Source organism: Streptomyces sp. NPDC107765 (genome assembly GCF_055657085.1).
On record NZ_JBVKBL010000010.1, the window covers coordinates 329,519 to 349,754 of the forward strand.

Below are 20,236 nucleotides of genomic sequence, written 5' to 3' on the forward strand. Positions count from 1 at the left end.
GACCACAGGGGCTCGCCCGCAGGAGCGTGGCCCCAGGGCCCGACCCCAGACCTGGCCACAGAAGCAATAACCAGGGTCAGCGCCAGCCTCAGAGCCAGAGCCACAACCAGAGCCCGGCCGGCGACGACCTACAAGGACCCACGACGCCCCACAAGGACCCGCGACGACCGACGACGACCCACGACCGGCCTCGCCCAACGGAAGCGACACCACATGGGCAGACGCACTCACCGACGAGACGATCCTCCCCGCGTCCTGCCGGACCCCTCGCCGCCCGACGCACGGTCGCCCGAGCCACGATCGCTTGAGTCACAGCCGCCTGACGACACACGGCAGCCCGGAGGGCACGACTACTCACCCGAGACGGACCGCCCCCTACGCGGCTACCTCACGGCCCTCGCCGCCTTCGGCGCGTACAACGCCGGCTGGGCGGTCGTGATCCGCCGCCGCGGCCGGGCACTGCCGGAAGGGCCCGACCCCCGGGACCTGGCCCTGACCGCAGTGGCCACCTTCCGCCTCAGCAGGCTCCTCACCAAGGGCTCGGTCACCAGCCCCCTCCGCGCCCCGTTCACGGTCTACGAAGGCCCCGAGGGCCCCGCAGAGGTCAGCGAACGCCCCCGCAAGGGCGGTCCCACCGAAACCCTCGGCGAACTGCTGACCTGCCCCTTCTGCCTCAGCGTCTGGCTGGCCTCCACCCTCACCGCCGCCCAACTCCTCTGGCCCCGCCTCACCCGCACCGCGACGGGCGCCCTCACCGCCCTGGCCGCCGCCGACACACTCCAGTTGGCCTACACCGCCCTGGAATCCCGCGCCGGCCACCCCGAACCCCCCTCCCGCTGACCTCCCCGGCCGCATGCCCCAACGAAAAAGACCCTCCCCAAGGGAGGGTCTGGCCTGGCGCCCCCGGCAGGACTCGAACCTGCGGCCAAGTGCTTAGAAGGCACCTGCTCTATCCACTGAGCTACGGGGGCCGGTGTGGGCGTGGATCACGGACCGCGGACCAGGATAGAGGCCCGGGTACCTCGTCCCGGTTGCTTCACCTCCGTGGCACGTTGTGGAGGTTCGGTGAAGCGGTCCCGATAATCGCAGGCAGGTACGAATCCTGCACCGCTTTTGACGCGCGGCGTGGCGGGTGTTGTGCACTCGTTATGCCTGCGTCTCAGTTGTCGCGAACGTCTCATGCGTCACTCGTCCCATTCTGTGGGGGTTCTTGCGGCGCGCACGAGGGGTTATACGCTTCAAAAAGCCAACGAAATTGGGCATTCTGCACATGTGGCGACCTTGGACGTACGACCCCGGCTGCTCGACGCACTGTCCGTACTGCGCGACCGCGTCGAAGCCGCACGCTTTCCGCTGCCACTACGGGGCGCCGCCCGTGCCCGATGCAATCGGGCCGAGCTGCTCGCCCAGCTCGACGACTATGTGATTCCCCGCCTCCGGTCGCCGCAGGCGCCGCTGCTGGCGGTGATCGGCGGCTCCACCGGGGCCGGCAAGTCCACCCTGGTGAATTCGCTGGTGGGGCGGCGGGTCTCGGAGGCCGGGGTGCTGCGTCCGACGACGCGTACGCCGGTGCTGGTGTGCCATCCCGACGACGCCCACTGGTTCTCCGGGCGGCGGGTGCTGCCGCAGCTCACCCGGGTCTGGGGGCCCGAGGAGGACGAGGGTGCGGAGGGGGCTCATCCGGAGAACGGGGACCACGGGGGCCGCGGAGGCCATGAGGAATATGGGGGACACGGGGAGCACGGGGGGTGTGGGGCATACGGCGACGGGAGTGGCTCGGGTAAGGGGGGAGCATCCGGGGGCGGGGAGCCGTTCGCGGTGCGGATCGAGGTGGAGGCGGCCCTGCCCAGTGGGCTGGCGTTGCTGGATGCGCCGGACATCGATTCGCTCGTTGCCCGGAACCGCGAGCTGGCCGCGGAGCTGATCTGCGCCGCGGACGTATGGGTGCTGGTCACGACGGCCGCCCGGTACGCCGACGCGGTCCCCTGGCATCTGCTGCGCGCGGCGAAGGAGTACGACGTCACGCTGGTGACCGTGCTGGACCGGGTGCCGCACCAGATCGCCACCGACATCTCCGGGCGGTACGCGGAGCTGCTGCAGCGCGCCGGCCTCGGCCACGTACCGCGGTTCACCATCCCCGAGCTTCCCGAGTCGGCCGGCGGCGGCAGCGGGCTGCTGCCCGCCACGGCGGTCGCCGGGCTGCGCGAGTGGCTGGAGCGGCACGCCCAGGACCCGGCCGCCCGTAGGGCCGCCGCGGACCGTACCGCCACCGGGGTGATCGCTTCGCTGCGCAGCCGGCTGCCCGCGCTCGCCGGTGCCGCCGCCGCGCAGCACGCCGCGGGGCTCCGGCTCGCCGGCCGGGTCGAGGAGGCGTACGAACGGGCCGCCGAACGCGTGCGGAACGAAGTGGCCGCCGGTGAGGTGCTGGCCGGGGACGCCCGCGCCTACTGGCGCGACCACGGGACCGGCGGCCGTTCGGACGAGCTGCTCGACGCCCTGACGGACGGGCTGACCTCGTTGCTGACCTGCGCCGTGGAGGAGGCCGACGAGCGGGCTGCGGAAGCCTGGCGGCGCGATCCCGCGGCCTCCGAACTCTTGTTGACGGCCTCCCCGGGAGCGTCCCCGGGAGCCTCCGAGGCGCCGGGTGCCTCGGGGGCTTCGGCCGCCTCGGAAGCCGCGGGGGCGGCCGGCCGGCTGGGCGTGCTCGTGCGGCGCTGGCGGCGCTGTCTGGAGGAGCTGGCCGAGGAGGAGGCCCGTGAGGCGCGTGATGCCCGTGACACGCGCGGTGGACCGGCCGGCGAACGCGTCGCCCAGGTGGAGCCGGAGGAAGCGGCCGCTCTCCTGGCCGCCACGCTGCTCGGCGGCCGGCGCGCCCGTACGGCCGGCGAGAACCTCGCCGACCTCCTGGGTGCCCAGACGGCACTGCGGCTCCGCGACCGGGGCGGCCGGCTGTTGGCCACCTATCTGGCACGGGCGCTCGACGGGGAGCGCGAGCGGCGGCTGGCGCCGCTGGACCGGCTGACCGTACCGCCGGACCAGCAGGCCGAGCTGATCGCCGCGTTGTCCGTATTGCAGCGCGAGCGGCAGCAGGGCCAGGAGCAGGCGCAGGAACTTCAGCATCAGCAGGAGAGGGCGGCAGCAGGGGCCGTACGGGTCGAGGCCGTAGTGGCGGGAGCGGCGGCGTCGGACGCAGTAGTGGTCGAGCGGGAACGAGAGCGGGAGAAGGCGGAGGTGTCGGGGTGAGCGGTTCCGGAACGGCGGATTCGGGTGTGGGGGAGGGGGCGCCCGCGCGTACGGGTTCAGGCGGGGGCAGCGGGACGGGGGAGGGCGATGCGGAGAGAGTCGGTGCCGTGGCGAGAGATGGTGCCGTGGCGAGAGCCGGTGACGTCGGGAGGGCCGGTGGCGCGGAGAGAGCCGGGGACGTGCCGGGAACGGGTGACACGGACAGCGGTGCGGCCGGATGCGGCGAGTCCTGGAGCGGGCAGCCGGAGAGCGCCCGTACGGCGGCGGGGGAACCGGGGCCGGGCGGGGCGTGGGATGACGGGTTGATCGCGCGGAGGGTGCCGGAAGGCGGTGTTCCGCGACCGGGCGTGCGGCGGGGGACGGGCGGGGCGCGGATCGAGCACCGGGGCGAGCCACGGGCCGAGTCACGGGGCGAGCCGCAGTCCGGTGCGGCGGAGGGCGCTTCGGGCGCCGGTGCGGAGAAAGCGGGTGGTGGGTCATGCGTCGGGGCATATCCCGGGGCCTACGCCGAGGTCTACGCCGAAGCGCACGCCGGGACATACGGAGGGTCGTACGGCGAGCCGGGTGGCGCGCCGCGCGCCGTATCGGTTGGCGGGTCGGGTACCGCGTCTTCTGGCGCTGCCCCTACCGCGTCCTGTGGCACTACCCCTACCGGGGCATACGGAGCCGGCCGTGCCGCTTCGTCCGGCGACGGACGGTCCGGTTCGTACGCCGCCGGACGTTCCGGTTCGTACGGAGAGGCGCGGGGCGGGTCGTCCGGCGAGGAGCGGGACGGATCGTTCGGTGAGGGACGCGTGGGGGCGTTCGCTGCGGACTCCATCGGCGCCTCGTACGGAAGGCCGTACGAGGGGCAGCGCCGCGCCGGGCAGCCGTATGACGGACCGTTCGACGAGCTGGGTAACGGGCCGTACGACGAACCTTGTGGCGGATCGCCGCAGGAGTCGCCCGCGGAGGCCATGGTGCAGCCGCGTCCCCCGGTGGAGGGCTATCGGTGGGTCGCGGACGGGGGCCGGCGGGCGCCGGGGGGCGGGTTGCGGGCGCGGCTGGAGGCGTTGCGGGAGCTGATCGCGCTGTCGCGGTCCCGGCTGGACGGGCGGACGCTGGCGGCGGCCGGGCGGGTGCTGGAGGCCGCGGACGAGCGGTACCGGCTGTCCGGAGAGCACACCGTGGTTGCCATCGCCGGAGCCACCGGCAGTGGGAAGTCGTCGCTGTTCAACGCCCTGGCCGGGGCGAACCGTTCCCAGGTCGGGCCGCGGCGGCCGACCACCGCCGAACCGGTGGCGTGCGTCTGGCCCGGCGGCAGACCAGGCGCCGAGGGGCTGCTGCGGCGGCTCGGAGTGCCCGCGCACCGCCGGCACATCGCCGCGGACGGCAGCCCCGAACTGCGCGGACTCATCCTGCTCGACCTGCCCGACCACGACTCCTCGGCCACCGAGCACCGCGCCCAGGTGGACCGGATGCTGGAGCTGGTGGACGCGGTGATCTGGGTGGTCGACCCGGAGAAGTACGCGGACGCGGTGCTGCACGAGCGCTATCTGCGGCCGTTGGCGGGCTATGCCGAGGTGATGTTCGTCGTCCTCAACCAGGTGGACCGGCTGCCCGGCGAGGCCGCCGACCAGGTGGTGGACGATCTGCGCCGGCTGCTCGACGAGGACGGGCTGGCGCTCGGCGAGCACGGCGAGCCGGGCGCGGCGGTGCTCGCCCTCTCGGCGGCGACCGGGAAGGGCGTGCCGGAACTACGGGAGTCACTCGGCCAGTTCGTCGCCGAACGGGGCGCGGCGGACCGGCGGCTGGTGGCGGACGTGGATGCGGCGGCCGAGCGGCTGCGGTCGGTGTACGTGGCGCGGAGCCAGGTCGGACTGACCGAAGGGGCCCGTGAGGAGTTCGCCGACCGGTTGGCCGAGGCGGTCGGCGCGGTCGCCACCGGACGGGCGGCGGAACGCGACTGGCTCCGGTACGCGGAGCGGGCCTGCGGGTCCCCCTGGGCACGGATGCGGGGCCGCCGGGCCCGCGGCACGCGGCCGGCCCACGGGCCGGGAGGCGCCACGACCGGGGCGGGGCACACCACGACCGGCGTGGGCCACAGATCGACCGGGGCGGAGCAGGCCGCGACCGGTGTGGGAAGCGGAACGACCGGGGTGCGCACGCCGGGGCCGACGGGCACTCAGCAGGACCCGGCCGCCGAGGGCACGAGCCGCAAGGGCGCGGCCGGACCGTCTCTCGTGGGACGGCAGGTGACGGCGGGGCACCGGCGGACGTCCGGGGCCTGGGGCGGCGACGCGACGGGGGAGCCGATGGTGGTCCGCGCGGCGGCCCGGCCGGTGGTGGAGCAGGCCGTACGGGGCGTCGCCGCGGAGGCGGCGCACGGGCTGCCGGCGCCCTGGGCGCAGGCGGTGCGCGAGGCCGCGGACCGGGGCGCCTGCGGGCTGCCGGAGGCGCTGGACAAGGTGGCGGCCGATGCCGAGGAGGCGCTACGGGGCGGGCCGGCCGTCAAGCCGCGGTGGTGCACGGTGGCGGCCGCACTGCAGGGGATGCTGTCCGCCCTGCAACTCGTCGGCGTGCTCTGGCTGGTGGCGGCGCTGACCGGGCTGGTCTCTGCCTCGACCTGGGTCTCCGGGCTGCTGCCCGCGGTCATCGGGTCGGTGGGCGGCCCGGCACTGGCGTGGCTGTGCCGGGTGGTGGCGCGCGGTCCGGCCCGGCGGTACGGGCAGGACGCCGAGCGGCGGCTGCGGAGCGCGGCGGCGGCCTGCGGCCGGGGCCGGGTGCTGGAGCCGGTCGCCGCCGAGCTGCTGCGCTACCGCGAGGTGCGGGAGCAGTACGCGGTGGCCTCGGGGGCCTGAAGGGCGCACGACGCGGGGCTGGGGCGGTGCGCCCCGGCCCCCCCTTGTGGGTGGCCGAGTTGTCCACAGTCGGCAGGTTGTCCACAGGCCCCGGCGGGGCTTGCCGGATCCGTGCAGCATGAGGTCGACGCAGCGCGAGCGACCCGGCGAGCGCGCAGGAGACGGGGGAGTGGATTTCCGTGAACGAGACGATGGTGACGCTGGTGGGCAACGCCGCGACGGCGGTGGAGCACCGGCAGACGGCGGCGGGCGTGACGGTGGCGCGGTTCCGGCTCGCGGCGACGTCCCGGCGATGGGACAAGGCGCAGGAGCGGTGGGCCGACGGGGAGACGAGTTTCTACACGGTCCGCTCGTGGCGCGGTCTGGCCGACAACGTCGCGGCCTCGGTGGCGGTGGGCGAACCCTTGGTGGTGCAGGGGCGGTTGCGGCTGCGGGAAGGGGAGCAGCCACCGGAGAAGGGCGGACAGCGCTGGTTCTCCGCCGAGGTCGACGCCGTCGCGATCGGGCACGACCTGTCGCGCGGTACGGCGGCCTTCCGCAGGGTCACCCGCGTGAGCCGGATGGGCACAGCGGACCCGGAGCCGTTCCCGGGCCCGCGCCCGGACCCCGAATCCCCCACGGCCGCGCGCCCGGGTCACGCCCCTCAACCGCAGGACGCAGCGGGGCGGTTGGGGAAGCGGCCCGGCGGGAGGCCGGAGGGCGGTGCCGACAAGGAAGTCACAGGGGCAGTCACCGAGAGAGCCACCGGGCCGGTCACGGAGGCAGTTGCCGGGCCGGTCACCCAGGCAGCCGGCGAGCCAGTCACCGAGCCAGTCACCAAGCCAGTCACCAAGCCAGTCACCGAGCCGATCGCCGAACCAGTCACGGTGGGGAATTCGCCCCAGAAGGCCGCAGTGCCCTGAAACGTTCCGGAGATTTGTCGATGATGCCAGGTCAGGGTGCCTGTGTTCGGTAACGATTGCGATTCGGATCGCTTATGGGATGCCATTACTGGGGACCCTGATGCGCCTGCTCCATAAGATCCGACGAGTACTCACGGGGGCTCACGGGGGCTGACGTTCGGCTTTTGAGTTCTTTGGATCTTTCCGGCGAGGCAACTTCCCCACCCGACCGCCTCGCCCAGAGGGGAAATTCATGCTTTCGATGAAGAGGCGGGGCGCAGCCCGCCTTGCCGCCGCGGTCGTGGCCTCCGGCCTGGTCGCGGCGGGTGCGATAGCCACCGCGGGGACCGCAGTGGCGGACGAGACCACCCCCGCTCACGGGGGTGCCACCGCCACCCTTGGCGGCCTGAAGATCTTCGACCAGGCGGTCGTGCACAACGACGGCGGCGACCAGCGCGTCGGCGCGGGCCTCTTCGAGATGGCCGTGGACAACGGCGGCACGCTCCAGACGTACTGCATCGACATCCACAACCCGACGCAGCAGCAGGCGAAGTACCAGGAAGTGCCCTGGAGCGCCTCGTCGCTGCACAACAACGCGGACGCCGGCAAGATCCGCTGGATCCTGCAGAACTCCTACCCGCAGGTGAACGACCTCGCCGCCCTCGCCTCCAAGGCCGGTGCCGGGAACCTCACCGAGAAGACCGCGGCGGCCGGCACCCAGGTCGCGATCTGGCGCTTCTCCGACCACGTGAAGGTGGACGCGGTCGACCCGGCGGCGGAGAAGCTCGCCGCCTACCTGGAGAAGAGCGCGCAGAGCGTCGAGGAGCCCAAGGCGTCGCTGACGCTGGACCCGCCGGCCGTCTCCGGCAAGTCGGGCAGCAAGCTCGGCCCGGTCACCGTGCACACCAACGCCGACAGCGTGACGATCTCCCCGGCCGCCGGTGCGCCGGCCGGCGTCAAGATCGTCGGCAAGGACGGCAAGCCGGTCACCAGCGCCGCCGACGGCACCCAGCTGTTCTTCGACGTGCCGAAGGGCACCGCGGACGGCACCACCTCGCTGACCGCGCAGGCCGCCACCAAGGTGCCGGTCGGCCGGGCCTTCACCGGCATCGGCGAGCACGCCAAGAGCCAGACCCAGATCCTGGCCGGCTCCAGCGAGTCCACGGTCTCCGCGGCCGCCACGGTCTCCTGGAAGAAGCAGGGCGCCATCCCGGCGATCACCGCCGAGAAGAACTGCGCCAAGGGCGGCGTGGACGTCACGGCCAGCAACAAGGGCGATGAGTCGTTCCGCTTCCAGCTGGCGGGCAAGGACTACGAGATCGCCCCGGGCAAGTCGCAGACCGTGACCGTCCCGGTGGCCGAGGACCAGCCCTACGAGATCACCATCAAGGGCGCGGGCGGCTTCAAGAAGACCTTCTCCGGGGTCCTCGACTGCAAGACCGCCGGCAGCGGCGGCGACAAGCCCTCGCCCAAGCCCACCCCGGCGTCGGTCGGCGGCAACACCGGTGGCGGCCACGGCACCGACCTCGCCGAGACCGGTTCCAGCAGCGCCACCCCGATGATCGCGGGCGTCGCGGTCGTCCTGGTCGTGGTCGGCGGCGCTGCGGTGTTCTTCCTCCGCAAGAAGAAGGCCGGCACCCCCGCCCAGTAAGGGCCATGGCAGCAGGCGCCCTGTAGCGGGCGTGCAGTAAACGGCGGGCGCCCGGCCGGTCACCGAGAGGTGGCCGGCCGGGCGTCCACGTTTTCGAGGGGCAGCCCGACGAGGGGCCCGACGCCTGCGACCAGCGGCAACGAGGCGATCGACGAGCAATCGACGAGCAATCGACGAGGCGATCTGCGCGCAGCGGGAACAAGATCAGTGCGTAGCGGGAACGAGATCTGCGCGCAGCGGGAACAAAACGTGGCCCCCGAGTGGTTAACGCTCCGGGGCCACGGACATGCGTCCCGGGGCGCGCCCCTTCCTGAGTGCCCCGACGCCGCCTCCGGTCCCCGACATCCCGCACCCACCGCCCTGACAGCACGCACCCTGCCCGCCGTGCCCGCACCGCCTCGCGGGCGTCCGCCCCCCGGCACCCGTTTCCTTCCAGGGACGGACGTACGGCAAGATGGGTGTATCTGCCCTCCCACGGTCGCGACGGACGTCACGACGCCACGCCGGCGCACGCACGACGGACGTACGACGGACGGTGGCCCCGGGCGGTGCCGCACAGACCCTGATCGATCCAATCTGCCGGACGGTTTCTCTTGGCTGAGTACATCTACACGATGCGCAAGACGCGCAAGGCGCACGGCGACAAGGTCATCCTCGATGACGTGACGCTGAGCTTCCTGCCGGGCGCGAAGATCGGTGTCGTGGGTCCCAACGGCGCCGGTAAGTCCACGGTGCTGAAGATCATGGCCGGTCTCGAGCAGCCGTCGAACGGCGATGCCTTCCTCTCTCCGGGCTACACCGTCGGCATGCTCCTGCAGGAGCCGCCGCTCGACGAGTCGAAGACGGTGCTGCAGAACGTCCAGGACGGCGCCGCCGAGATCATGGGCAAGCTGCACCGCTTCAACGAGGTCGCCGAGCTGATGGCGACCGACTACAGCGACGAGCTCATGGAGGAGATGGGCAAGCTCCAGGAGGACCTGGACCACGCCAACGCGTGGGACCTGGACACCCAGCTGGAGCAGGCCATGGACGCCCTGGGCTGCCCGCCCGGTGACTGGGCGGTCACCAACCTCTCCGGTGGTGAGCGCCGCCGCGTCGCACTGTGCAAGCTGCTGCTGGAGGCCCCCGACCTGCTGCTGCTCGACGAGCCCACCAACCACCTGGACGCCGAGTCCGTGCAGTGGCTGGAGCAGCACCTCGCCAAGTACCCCGGCACCGTCGTCGCCGTCACCCACGACCGGTACTTCCTCGACAACGTCGCCGAGTGGATCCTCGAGCTCGACCGCGGCCGCGCCCACCCCTACCCGGGCAACTACTCCACGTACCTGGAGACCAAGCAGACCCGTCTGAAGGTCGAGGGCCAGAAGGACGCCAAGCGCGCCAAGCGCCTCAAGGACGAGCTGGAGTGGGTGCGCTCCAACGCCAAGGGGCGGCAGGCCAAGTCCAAGGCCCGTCTGGCGCGTTACGAGGAGATGGCCGCCGAGGCCGACAAGATGCGGAAGCTGGACTTCGAGGAGATCCAGATCCCGCCGGGCCCGCGCCTGGGCAACGTCGTCGTCGAGGTCGACAAGCTCAACAAGGCCTTCGGCGAGAAGGTCCTCATCGAGGACCTCAGCTTCACCCTGCCGCGCAACGGCATCGTCGGCGTCATCGGCCCCAACGGCGCCGGCAAGACCACGCTGTTCAAGATGATCCAGGGCCTGGAGACCCCGGACTCCGGCGACATCAAGGTCGGCGAGACCGTCAAGATCTCCTACGTCGACCAGGGCCGTTCCAACATCGACCCCAAGAAGACGCTGTGGGCCGTGGTCTCCGACGAGCTGGACTACATCAACGTCGGCCAGGTCGAGATGCCCTCGCGGGCGTACGTCAGTGCGTTCGGCTTCAAGGGCCCGGACCAGCAGAAGCCGGCCGGCGTGCTCTCCGGTGGTGAGCGCAACCGCCTCAACCTCGCGCTCACCCTCAAGCAGGGCGGCAACCTCCTGCTCCTCGACGAGCCGACCAACGACCTGGACGTCGAGACGCTCTCCTCGCTGGAGAACGCGCTGCTCGAGTTCCCGGGCTGCGCCGTGGTCGTCTCCCACGACCGCTGGTTCCTCGACCGCGTCGCCACCCACATCCTGGCGTACGAGGGCGACTCCAAGTGGTTCTGGTTCGAGGGCAACTTCGAGTCCTACGAGAAGAACAAGGTCGAGCGCCTCGGCGCGGACGCGGCCCGTCCGCACCGCGCCACGTACAAGAAGCTCACCCGGGGCTGACCTCGTGCGACACCTCTACTCGTGCCCCCTGCGCTGGTCGGACATGGACGCCTTCGGCCATGTCAACAACGCGGTGTTCGTCCGCTACCTCGAAGAGGCGCGGATCGACTTCATGCGCCGGCTGGCGCCGGGGGGCGGCAGCCCGTCGTTCACGGGGGGCTCGGTCGTCGCCCGGCACGAGATCGACTACGTGCGGCCGCTGGTGCACCGGCCCGCGCCGGTCACCGTCGAGCTGTGGGTGACGAAGATCAGCGCCGCGTCGATGACGGTCGCCTACGAGGTCAAGGACGAGGACACCCTCTACCTGCGGGCCTCGACCGTCGTCGTGCCGTACAACTTCGCCGAGGAGCGTCCGCGCCGCCTCACCGCGGAGGAGAAGGCGATCCTCAAGGAGTACCTGGACGACGCGTCGCACCAGGAGGGGGCCGTCGCGGTATGACGGTGCTCGCCCTCGCCGACGCCGGGGAGGCGGCGGACCTCGCCGCCTTCCTCGCCCGGCTGATCCACTACGACCGGGCCGCCGCGGTCCGGCTGCAGACCGGCGGCGGGGTGCTCGCCGTCTTCGGCCGCCCGCCGTCCTTCGAGGTGCTGGCGATCCGTACGGCCCGACTCGCCGCGCCCACCGGCCCCGGCGACGCACCTGGCACCGGCCTCGACATCACCGTCTCCGCCGGTGACCTCCTCGAAGGCATCGACGAGGAGCACGGCACGCTGACCGTGCCCGCCGCCGTCACCGGCCCGCCGTGGGCCGGGCTGCTGCCGCCGCGCGGCGGCTGGCAGCGGGTCCCGGGACTGCCGGCACCGGAAGCGCTGCTGCGCGCGGTGGCCGCCGCGGTCGCCGAGTTCCGGGCCCGGGACGAGGCACTGCCGCCCGAGCGCCGCACCCGCGCCGAACGCGACCGTATCGGCCGGGAGATCTGGTCGCGCACCCTCGGGGACACCCACCTCCCGCTGCGCGCCGCGCACGCCGCCCAGTCGCTGGGCTTCCTCCGCCCGGTCCGCACGGCCGTGCTCGCGGCCGGCGGCGGCCCGCACCCCACCGAGCCACCGGCGCTGACCCTGCTGTCCGCGGGCGGCTGGCTGCGGCTGCGCACCCCGTACGGGTCGGTCGCGGTGCGCACCGGCGGACCGTCCGGGCTCACCGGCCTGTCGGGCCTGACGGTCACCCCCGTCTGACCGCCCTCACGGCGTCCCGTCGGCGGACTTCGGGCCGTCGGCGGACGTCGTCCCGTCACCGGCCCCGCGGCCGGAGGCCCCGCCCGCCGTCGGGTCCGGCCACACCCCGATGTGGTCGCTCTCCAGCTCCAGCAGCACCCGGTGCGCCATGCCCAGGCTGCTGGTGTAGTCGGCCGGCAGCTGGAGCCGGCCGGCCCGGTCGAGCATCGCGTACTCCCGCGCCACCAGCGCCTCCCGGCCGGTCGCGGCGTCCCGTTCGGTGCGCCGCAGCACCTCCGACGACGTCCGGCCGTCGCGGATCGCGACCGTGCGCCGCACCTCGTCCGCCACCGCCTGGTCATGGGTGACGATCACGATCGTGGTGCCCAGCTCCTCGTTGGCGGTGCGGAACGCGGCGAAGACCTGCTCGGCGGTGTGCGAGTCCAGTTCGCCGGTGGGCTCGTCGGCCAGCAGCACCGCCGGGGTGTTGGCCAGCGCCACCGCGATGGCGGTGCGCTGCTGTTCGCCGCCGCTCAGCTGGTGCGGCCGGCGGTCCCGGCAGTGATCCAGCGACAGCATCGTCAGCAGCTCCCCGGCCGCCTTCGTGCGGGCCGCCCGGCGCCGTCCGCCGCGCAACTGCATCGGCAGGGTGACGTTCTGCAGCACCGTCAGATACGGCAGCAGATTGCGCGCGGTCTGCTGCCAGACGAAACCGACGACCTCCCGGCGGTAGGTGAGCCGGGCCCGGGCGTCCATGGTCAGCAGATCGCGGCCGGCGACCGTGGCGGCGCCCGCGGTCGGCACGTCCAGGCCGGCGAGGATGTTCATCAGCGTCGACTTGCCGCTGCCGGACGCCCCCACCAGAGCCATCAACTCGCCCTCGGACACCAGCAGATCGAGGCCCTGAAGGGCCTGCACCTCGACGCCGTCCGCGGAGAAGACCCGCACCAGACGGTCGCAGGCGATCAGCGCGTCGTGCCCGTAGGCCGGCCGCTCGCGCCGGGCCGCCGCCCGCGCCTCCAGCTCCGCCAGGCTCACCGGCGCACTCGTGGCGCCGTCGGGCCGTGTGCTCATGTGAGGTCCCCCGCTCTCAACTCGGTGCTCTCCCGCCGCCGTTCGCCCAGCCACGCCTGGACCAGGGCGACCGCCAGGGCCAGGACGACCACGCCCGCCGACGGCAGCAGCAGGGACACGGGATCGGTCTGCAGTCGTACGGTGCCCGGGCCGCCGCCGGCCGCGCCGGGCAGGGCGAGCGGGGTGAGGTCCGTGCCGGGGCCCAGCAGCCGGATCGCGGCGGCCCCGGCCAGCACCCCGCCGACCGCCGCGAGCAGCGCCTGCGGCAGCGCCTCCAGCACCATCAGCCGCCGCCCCCGCCCCGGTGGCAGCCCCATCGTGCGGAGCCCGGCCAGGAGACGGGTGCGTTCCGGGGCGGTCCGCAGCAGGGAGAGGAGCAGGGCGAGCAGCGCGAAGCCGGTACCGGCCACCACGGCGGCGGTGTAGAGGCGTTCGGCGCCCTGCTGGAGCGGCGAATCGGCCAGCTCGGCGCGTTCGGCGGAGCGCAGCGACACCTGGACGGTGAGCGACGCCGGGGTGTGGGCGCGGACCGCGGCCCGCAGCGCCCCGGCGTCCAGCCCGCGGCCGGACAGCAGCATCGTGGTGGGGCCGTTGTCCGCCTCGGCATAGGTGTCGGGATGCAGCCGGGCCACGCTCCGGGCGTTGAGCAGCACGAAGTCACCGCCGGGCTGGGCCGGGGTGTCGGCGCGCACCGCCCGGGGGCGGACGACGAGTTGGCCGTACTCCGGTTGCAGCGCCATCGGGGCGTCGCCGAACCGGGTGCGCACGCGCGGGGAGACGATCGCGGGCAGCGGCCGGTCACCGCCCGGGTCGGCGAGGTCCGCGGCGGGGAAGGCGCCCAGGCCCGTGGCGCGGGCGAGCCGGGCGTACGCCTCGGGTTCGGCGATCACCAGGTACAGGGGCGGGCCGCCGTCGTCCGCGGTCTGCACACTGATCCGCAGCGGTACGGCGTCCTCGACGCCCGGCACCCGGGCCACGGCCCGCTGCAGCGCGGCGGGCAGCGGCCGTTCGGCGGAGATCCGGGCCTCGGCACCGACCGCGGTCAGCGCCGCGCGGTCCCGGGCCGTGGCGACCCCGGCGAGCACCGAGCCGCCGAAGGACGCGGTGGTCAGCGCGACCAGCAGGGCCAGCAGCGGCAGGCCCGCGGTGGCCGGGGCACGGCCCGCGCGGGCCAGGGCGAGGAAGCCGGTCAGCCCGGAGGTGCGGGCTGCCGGGCGGGCCGCCAGCCGCAGCGGCAGCGGCCAGAGCCGCAGCAGCACCAGCGCGGCGATCACGGCGACGAGCACCGGGGCGGCGCTGACCAGGGCGTCCACGCCCCCGCCGGCCGTGGTGCGGCGGCGCAGCGCGACCACCGCGCCCACCGCCAGGACCAGCACGGTCAGTTCGGCGACCGTCCGGCGCCGGGACGGGCGGGCGCCGGCCAGATCGGCGCGGGCGGCCGGGCGGGGACGGCGGTGAGCGGCGGCGGCCCGCAGCGGCAGCGCGAGCGTGCCCAGCAGCCCGGCCCCCGCAGCCGCCGGCAGCGCCGGCACCACCCGGTCACCGGGCACCAGCAGCAGCGCCAGCCCGCCGCCGGCCGCCGCGGCGGGCAGCGCCACCACCGCGGTCTCCGCCGCCAGCCGCCCGGCCAGGCCCACCAGCGACGCACCGCGGGCCCGCAGCAGCGCCAGCTCCGGGCGCCGGCGGTCCGCGGTCAGCGCGGCGGCCATCAGCAGCACGACCCCCGCGACGGTGCCGAGACCGAACGCGGCCACCGCGACCACCGGGGCGATCGCCGCCCGGGCCCGCGCGTAGCCGTCCAGCAGGCCGTCCACCGCGCTGTCGGCCAGCGCGCCGGTGCCGGCCACCGCGCGCAACCGGGCCAGCGTCGCGCCGTGTTCGACGGACACCACCCGCTCCCGCAACAACGGTGCGTCCCCTGCGGTCAGGGCACCCGCGTCGACCGGATAGTGCCAGAACTTCTCCGGCTCTCCGTCGGTGGCCAGCAGCGCCGGCCCGTCCCCGGGAGCCAGCAGCAGCCCGGCGCGCCAGAACCGCTGCGCCGGCACCCCCTCGGTCACGGCCCGGCGCGGCGCCGCCCGCAGCGGATCCGCGGCCCAGTAGTCGCCCCGCGGCTCCCGCGGCGCGAGCAGCCCGCAGATCCGTACGGTCAGGCCGTTCAGCTGCAGGGTGCGGCCGGTGCGCAGGTGCAGGGTGCGGGCGGTGGCCGTGGTCACCGCGGCCTCCAGCGTGCCCGCCCCCGGGGCCGCGGCGCGCGGCAGCCGGCCCTCGGTGACGGTCGCGTGCCGGCCGAGGCCGGAGGCCGCGTACAGCGACAGCTCCGGAGCGACGCCGTCCGGCCGCGGCAGCCACGAGTCCCCGGCCGCCAGCGGTTTCGTGGTGCGGACGCCGTGCACCGCGTCCGCCGCCGGGATCCGCAGCGGGGCCCGGAACAGGGCCCGGAGCGCCCGGTCCTGACGGTCCAGCGCGGCCGCGGCGTAACCGGCCGCCGGGTCCGCGCCGGTGACGTCCGCCCGGCCGACGGAGATCTCCACCGCCCGCTGCTCCGGCGGCGCCGAGGCGAGCGCATCGCGCAGCCCCGCCGTCTCGTACGCCGCCACCCCGCGCGGGAACGCCGCCGCCAGGAACGCGGTGACCAGCACCAGCGCGCCCAGCGCCAGCGCCGCCCCGCGCGCGGTCCGCAGCCGGACGCCCAGCCATCCCGGCCGGGTGAGCGCGTTCCCCCGGCCCTCACCCGCCCCCCGCGCCGTCGGTGCGGCCGTCATCACCGCACCCCCTGCCCGCGCAGCGCCGCCACCGGGTCGCCGCGGCGCAGCCCGAGGGCCGCGACGACCAGCAGCGGCCCGGCCGCCACCGCCGCCAGCAGCCCGGCCACCTGACCGGCCGGCAGCTCCACCAGCACCGGCGGCACCGGGCGGGTGGCCTGCCCGGTCAGCACGACCAGCGGCACCACCGCCCGGGTCAGCACCGCCCCCAGCACCCCGCCGACGGCCAGCGCCAGCACGATCAGCACCCCCTGTTCGACGGCGAGCATCCGGGCCAGCTGTCGCCGCGGCGCTCCCAGCGCCCGCAACACCGCGAACTCGCGGTCGCGTTCGCGGACCGACCCGGCGGCACCGACCGCGAAACCCACCGCAGCCAGCGCCACCGCGACCACCGCGGCCGCGGTCAGCGCGGTCTGCGGACCCAGCCCCAGCGGATCGTCGTGCAGCTCCCGGGCGATCTCCGCACGCACCAGGACCTGGCCGGGGTCGATGTCCGGGCGGGCGCGCAGCGCCTCGACGACCCGGCCCACCGCGCCCGGCCGGGGCCGCAGCCACCACTCGGTGGCGGTCAGCGGCACGGCATCGAGGTCGGCCAGCGCCGCGTTGACGGCCCCGAAGTCGACCAGCAGACCGCCACCGGCCGGCGGACCGTCCGCCGGGCCCGGCAACGCCCGCACCGCCCGCACGATCCGCGCCTTCACCTGCTGCCCGCCGACCGGCAGATCGACCACCGACCCGACCCGGGAGCCGCTGTCGCGCAGATACGCGTCGGTGGCCACGGCGGCCAGCGGCGGCCGTGGCGGATGCGCGGCGGTGATCCGCACGGTCGTCACCGCCGCGCTCCACTCGTCGCGCCGGGCACCGGTGTCGTACGTCTGTGACAGCAGCCCGCCCGCGGGCACCTCGGCCCGGCCCGCGCGCGGCCCGTACGGCGCGCCCACATCACTGCTCTTCTCCGTGATGTGGGCCCGCCAGAACGGCCCGGCCGGCGCGGTGAGCGGCCGGACGGCCCCGCCCGCGGTGACGGCCTGCGCGGCGGACACGGTCAGCCGCTGCCGGTACGACACCGCCGACTGGTCCATGTCGGCCAGCAGGCCGGTCACCCGCAGCGGCCCGGCCCAACGCCCGGCCGGCGGACCGGCCGCGGCGGCCAGGTCCGCGCGCAGGGTGTGCGGCCGGCCGTCGGCCGCGAGCCGGCCCAGCGGCAGCGTGTACGGCACCCCGAACCGGTCGGTGACCAGTACGGAGAGGACCGCGGGCACCGGCCCGGTGTCCGGCCCCGGGTCGCCGGGCCCCGACCCGTCGGCCACCGCCGGCAGCGCCTTGACGGACCGCAGCTCCGCCGTCACCCGCAACACATCGGTGTCGGGCGGCAGTTGAAGGCCCACCGGCCGCTCGTCCTTCGGGGCCACCGCGCGCAGCACCCGGTCCGCCGCGCCCGCCGAGTCCGCGGCGCCGCCCGCCAGGTCGCCGCGCAGCAGCAGCGCACCCGCCGACCTCCGGGCGTCCAGCGCGAGCAGCGAGGAGGACCGGTCGCCCGACAGTTCCATGGTCACCAGCCCCACCGGCAGCGCCGCCGCCACCCCCGGCACCGCCGCGTAACCGCCGCCCTGCCCCATCTCCGGTGTCCGGCCGGCCAGTACGCGTACCGCCGCGCCCGCCCGGAAGTCGGCCTGGTCGTCCTGTGAGCGCTGCCAGGACGCGCGCTGGCCGATCGCCAGCATCCCCAGCGCGGTGGCCAGCACCAGCAGCAGCACCGGCCCGGCACCCCGGCCCGGGTACCCGCCGCCCGTACGGAGACCGGTGCCGGGGGAGGTGCGCCGGCTGATCTGCCAGCCGGCCAGCGCCGCGGCCAGCCCCCGGCCGCGGGCCGCGCCCCGCTCGGCGATCCGGGCGGCGAGCGGCAGCAGCCGCAGCGTCAGCACCGTACCGGCGAGCAGCGCCAGTGCCGGGGCGGCCACCAGCACCGGATCGACGCCCAGCGCGCCGGTCCCGTCGCCGGTCAGCACCCCGCCGCCGGCCCCGCCGGCCGCACCGTCCGCGGTTCGCTGCCGCAACTGCCCGTACGCGACCCCGGCGATCACCAGCAGCCCCAGGTCCGCGCCGGCCCGGGCGGCGCCGGGCAGCGCACCGGACCGCCGCCGACGCGGCGCGTCGGACCCGGTCCGCAGCAGCGCCGGGGCGGCGACCGCGAGGGCGCAGCCCAGGGCCACGGCGGCACCGGTCAGCCAGGTCGCGCCGGTGAGCCGGGTGTCCAGCGGCAGCCCGACACGGGCCAGGGCGCCGTGGGACGCCAGTAGCCGGATCAGCGGCCCGGACAGCAGCGGCCCGGCGACCGCGGCCGGGACGGCCAGCAGCAGCGACTCGGCGAGGGCCGCCCCGGCCAGCTGCCGCCGGGAGGCGCCGCGGGCCCGCAACAGCGCCGTCTCGCCGGCCCGTTCACCGCTCAGCATCCGGGCGACCAGCAGCAGCGCGTACCCGGCGAGCAGGACCAGCTGGAGCGCGACGATCAGGATCGTGGCGCGGTTCACCAACAGCGCCCGCCGCAACTGCCCCAGCGCCGCGGGCAGATCGGTGCTCGCGGTGGCATGGCCGGCGAACGCCGGATCGGCCATCAGCGCCTTGGGGGCCCGGCCGGCCGCGGCGCCGAGCGCCGGCAGCCGGTCCGCGGTCAGCGTGCGGAAGTCGGCGGTGGCCAGCCAGCCCACCGAGTCCTGCACCAGCCGCCCGTCGCGGAACGCCGCCGGGTCGGCCAGCAGCGGCCCGTAGGTGGTGAAGCCGACCGTGCGCACCCCTCGGCCGCCGAGGTCGTCGAGGCTCCAGTACGGGTCGGTACGGTCCGCGGGCCGGTAGACGCCGGTGACCACGACGGTCAGACGGGGCGGCCCGGACAGCCGGTTGTCCAGGGTGAACCGCCGTCCGGGCCCGGCCCCGAGCCGGGCGGCCGCGGCCTCGGGCAGCGCGACCGGCAGCGGACCGTGCCGCTCCGCCGTGGGCCAGCGGCCCTTGACGAGGGCGATCCGGGAGCGGTCGAGGGCGGCGAGCTGGGTGAGGTCGGGTTCACCGGTGCGGGCGCGGGACGGCTGCGAGGTCCGGGGCAGCGCGTACGGCCCGGAACGGGTCAGCGTCCGCACCCTGTACGGCAGCCCGTCGAACGCCCGCCGGGCCGCCGCGGCGACCGCCCGGTCCGCGGACTTCCTTGCCTCGGGCGCGAGTTGGGCCTTCACCTGGAGCGCGGCGGAGGCCGCGGAACCCCGGCGCAGCGCCTGGCGCAGCCCGGCGTCGCCGACCGACTCCGAGAACGCCGCCAGCGTCGCCAGCACCGTCCCGGTCAGCAGCACCGACAGCAGGGCGGCGACCAGCAGCAGACGGTGCGCCCGCACACGCAGTACGGCATAGCCGGCCACGGTCCCCCCTGCCGTGTTCAGCGTCGAACGACCTCGGTCGCCCGCAGTCGGCCGAAGGCGCTCGGCCGAGCGGAGTCAGCCGCCCGGATTCACACGAATGATCGACGCAACGGATGAAACGGATGCTGTCAGAGCGCGGGGCGTCCGGTAAGCGGTTTGCGGGGTCCCTTGACCGGATCGTGACGGGAGGTGACCGGGACCGCACGCCGGGGGTGGGGCAGGGTGCGCCGAGGTGTGACGTATCTCTCGCGCCGGTGTCAGTCCGGGGTATTGATCATCGTCGCGGCGGCGTACGTGAGGTAGTTCCACAACTGCGTTTCGTGTTCCTCGGCCAGCCCGAGCGAGTCCACCGCGTCCCGCATGTGCCGCAGCCAGGCGTCGTGCGCGGCCCGGTCGACGGTGAACGGAGCGTGCCGCATCCGCAGCCGTGGGTGCCCACGGCCGTCACTGTACGTGCGGGGGCCGCCCCAGTACTGCATGAGGAAGAGCGCCAGCCGCTCCTCGGCCGGCCCCAGGTCCTCCTCCGGGTACATCGGCCGCAGCAGCGGATCCTCGGCGATGCCCTGGTAGAAGCGGTGCACCAGGCGCCGGAAGGTCTCCTCGCCCCCGACCTGCTCGTAGAAGGTCTGCTCCTGCAGCGTGCCGCGTGGAATCTCATTCACGGATCCATGGTGGCATGACGCTGCGCTTGGCTGGCCTCCCCACGTAGCCGTCTGTCCCGCCGCGGGGCTCGCTCGCCGTTGCCGCTTTGCGGCGCCCCGCACGTACCCGTCTGTCCCGCCGCGGGGCTTGGTCGCCGTTGCGCTTTGCGGCGCCCCGCACGTGGCTGTCTGTCCCGCCGCGGGTGTTTCTCGCCGTTGCGCCTGCGGCGGGCTGGGTGGTTGTCGGGTGCGGTGACTGGCCTGCGGGGCCTTGTTCGTGGACTGCTGACGCTTTACGTCCACGAACAAGGCCCCGCAGGC

General features: G+C 74.8%; 12 protein-coding genes and 1 tRNA gene. 8 read left to right on the top strand and 5 right to left on the bottom strand.

Annotated elements, in window-relative coordinates; genetic code table 11:
• The first annotated feature begins 213 nt into the window (after nt 1–213).
• On the top strand, nt 214–840 hold the full coding sequence (locus ACZ7MX_RS25010; protein WP_472135461.1) for a DUF1360 domain-containing protein: 627 nt from the start codon (nt 214–216) through the stop codon (nt 838–840).
• Nucleotides 841–895: 55 nt separating this feature from the next.
• Here the strand turns inward: ACZ7MX_RS25010 and ACZ7MX_RS25015 are convergent.
• Nucleotides 896–971, bottom strand: a tRNA-Arg gene (locus ACZ7MX_RS25015).
• Nucleotides 972–1,281: 310 nt separating this feature from the next.
• On the opposite strand from ACZ7MX_RS25015, the gene ACZ7MX_RS25020 reads away from it, so the two are divergent.
• From ACZ7MX_RS25020 to ACZ7MX_RS25050, 7 genes are all read left to right on the top strand, one after another.
• Complete coding sequence (locus ACZ7MX_RS25020; protein ID WP_472135482.1) at nt 1,282–3,243, top strand: dynamin family protein; 1,962 nt, start codon at nt 1,282–1,284, stop codon at nt 3,241–3,243.
• 956 nt (nt 3,244–4,199) lie between these two features.
• The gene (locus ACZ7MX_RS25025; protein ID WP_472135483.1) at nt 4,200–6,083 is read left to right on the top strand and encodes a YfjP family GTPase; all 1,884 of its coding nucleotides are present in this window, start codon (nt 4,200–4,202) and stop codon (nt 6,081–6,083) included.
• Between the two features lie 179 nt (nt 6,084–6,262).
• Nucleotides 6,263–6,985 (top strand): single-stranded DNA-binding protein, encoded by a 723-nt coding sequence (locus ACZ7MX_RS25030; protein WP_472135462.1) that lies wholly within the window; start codon nt 6,263–6,265, stop codon nt 6,983–6,985.
• A 232-nt stretch (nt 6,986–7,217) separates the two neighbouring features.
• Nucleotides 7,218–8,615, top strand: coding sequence for a thioester domain-containing protein (locus tag ACZ7MX_RS25035; protein WP_472135463.1), 1,398 nt, complete (start codon nt 7,218–7,220; stop codon nt 8,613–8,615).
• 593 nt (nt 8,616–9,208) lie between these two features.
• On the top strand, nt 9,209–10,873 hold the full coding sequence (gene ettA, locus ACZ7MX_RS25040; RefSeq protein ID WP_472135464.1) for an energy-dependent translational throttle protein EttA: 1,665 nt from the start codon (nt 9,209–9,211) through the stop codon (nt 10,871–10,873).
• 4 nt (nt 10,874–10,877) lie between these two features.
• Nucleotides 10,878–11,312: an acyl-CoA thioesterase gene (locus tag ACZ7MX_RS25045; protein ID WP_472135465.1), complete on the top strand. Its 435-nt coding sequence runs from the start codon at nt 10,878–10,880 to the stop codon at nt 11,310–11,312.
• Nucleotides 11,309–12,049, top strand: coding sequence for a DUF8010 domain-containing protein (locus ACZ7MX_RS25050; protein WP_472135466.1), 741 nt, complete (start codon nt 11,309–11,311; stop codon nt 12,047–12,049). The genes ACZ7MX_RS25045 and ACZ7MX_RS25050 overlap by 4 nt, the downstream gene beginning before the upstream one ends.
• Nucleotides 12,050–12,055: 6 nt before the next feature.
• Here the strand turns inward: ACZ7MX_RS25050 and ACZ7MX_RS25055 are convergent, their stop codons facing one another.
• The 4 genes from ACZ7MX_RS25055 to ACZ7MX_RS25070 all read right to left on the bottom strand — a co-directional run bounded on the left by ACZ7MX_RS25055 (nt 12,056) and on the right by ACZ7MX_RS25070 (nt 19,936).
• Nucleotides 12,056–13,102, bottom strand: coding sequence for an ABC transporter ATP-binding protein (locus tag ACZ7MX_RS25055; RefSeq protein ID WP_472135467.1), 1,047 nt, complete (start codon nt 13,100–13,102; stop codon nt 12,056–12,058).
• Nucleotides 13,099–15,867 carry an FtsX-like permease family protein gene (locus ACZ7MX_RS25060; RefSeq protein WP_472135468.1) on the bottom strand — a complete coding sequence of 923 codons (2,769 nt, stop codon included), beginning with the start codon at nt 15,865–15,867 and terminating at the stop codon, nt 13,099–13,101. Before ACZ7MX_RS25060 ends, ACZ7MX_RS25055 begins: the two co-directional genes overlap by 4 nt.
• Complete coding sequence (locus ACZ7MX_RS25065) at nt 15,867–19,274, bottom strand: FtsX-like permease family protein (protein WP_472135469.1); 3,408 nt, start codon at nt 19,272–19,274, stop codon at nt 15,867–15,869. The genes ACZ7MX_RS25060 and ACZ7MX_RS25065 overlap by 1 nt, the downstream gene beginning before the upstream one ends.
• Before the next feature lie 257 nt (nt 19,275–19,531).
• A complete protein-coding gene (locus tag ACZ7MX_RS25070; RefSeq protein WP_472135470.1) occupies nt 19,532–19,936 on the bottom strand; it encodes a globin in 405 nt (134 codons plus the stop codon).
• Between the last annotated feature and the right edge of the window lie 300 nt (nt 19,937–20,236).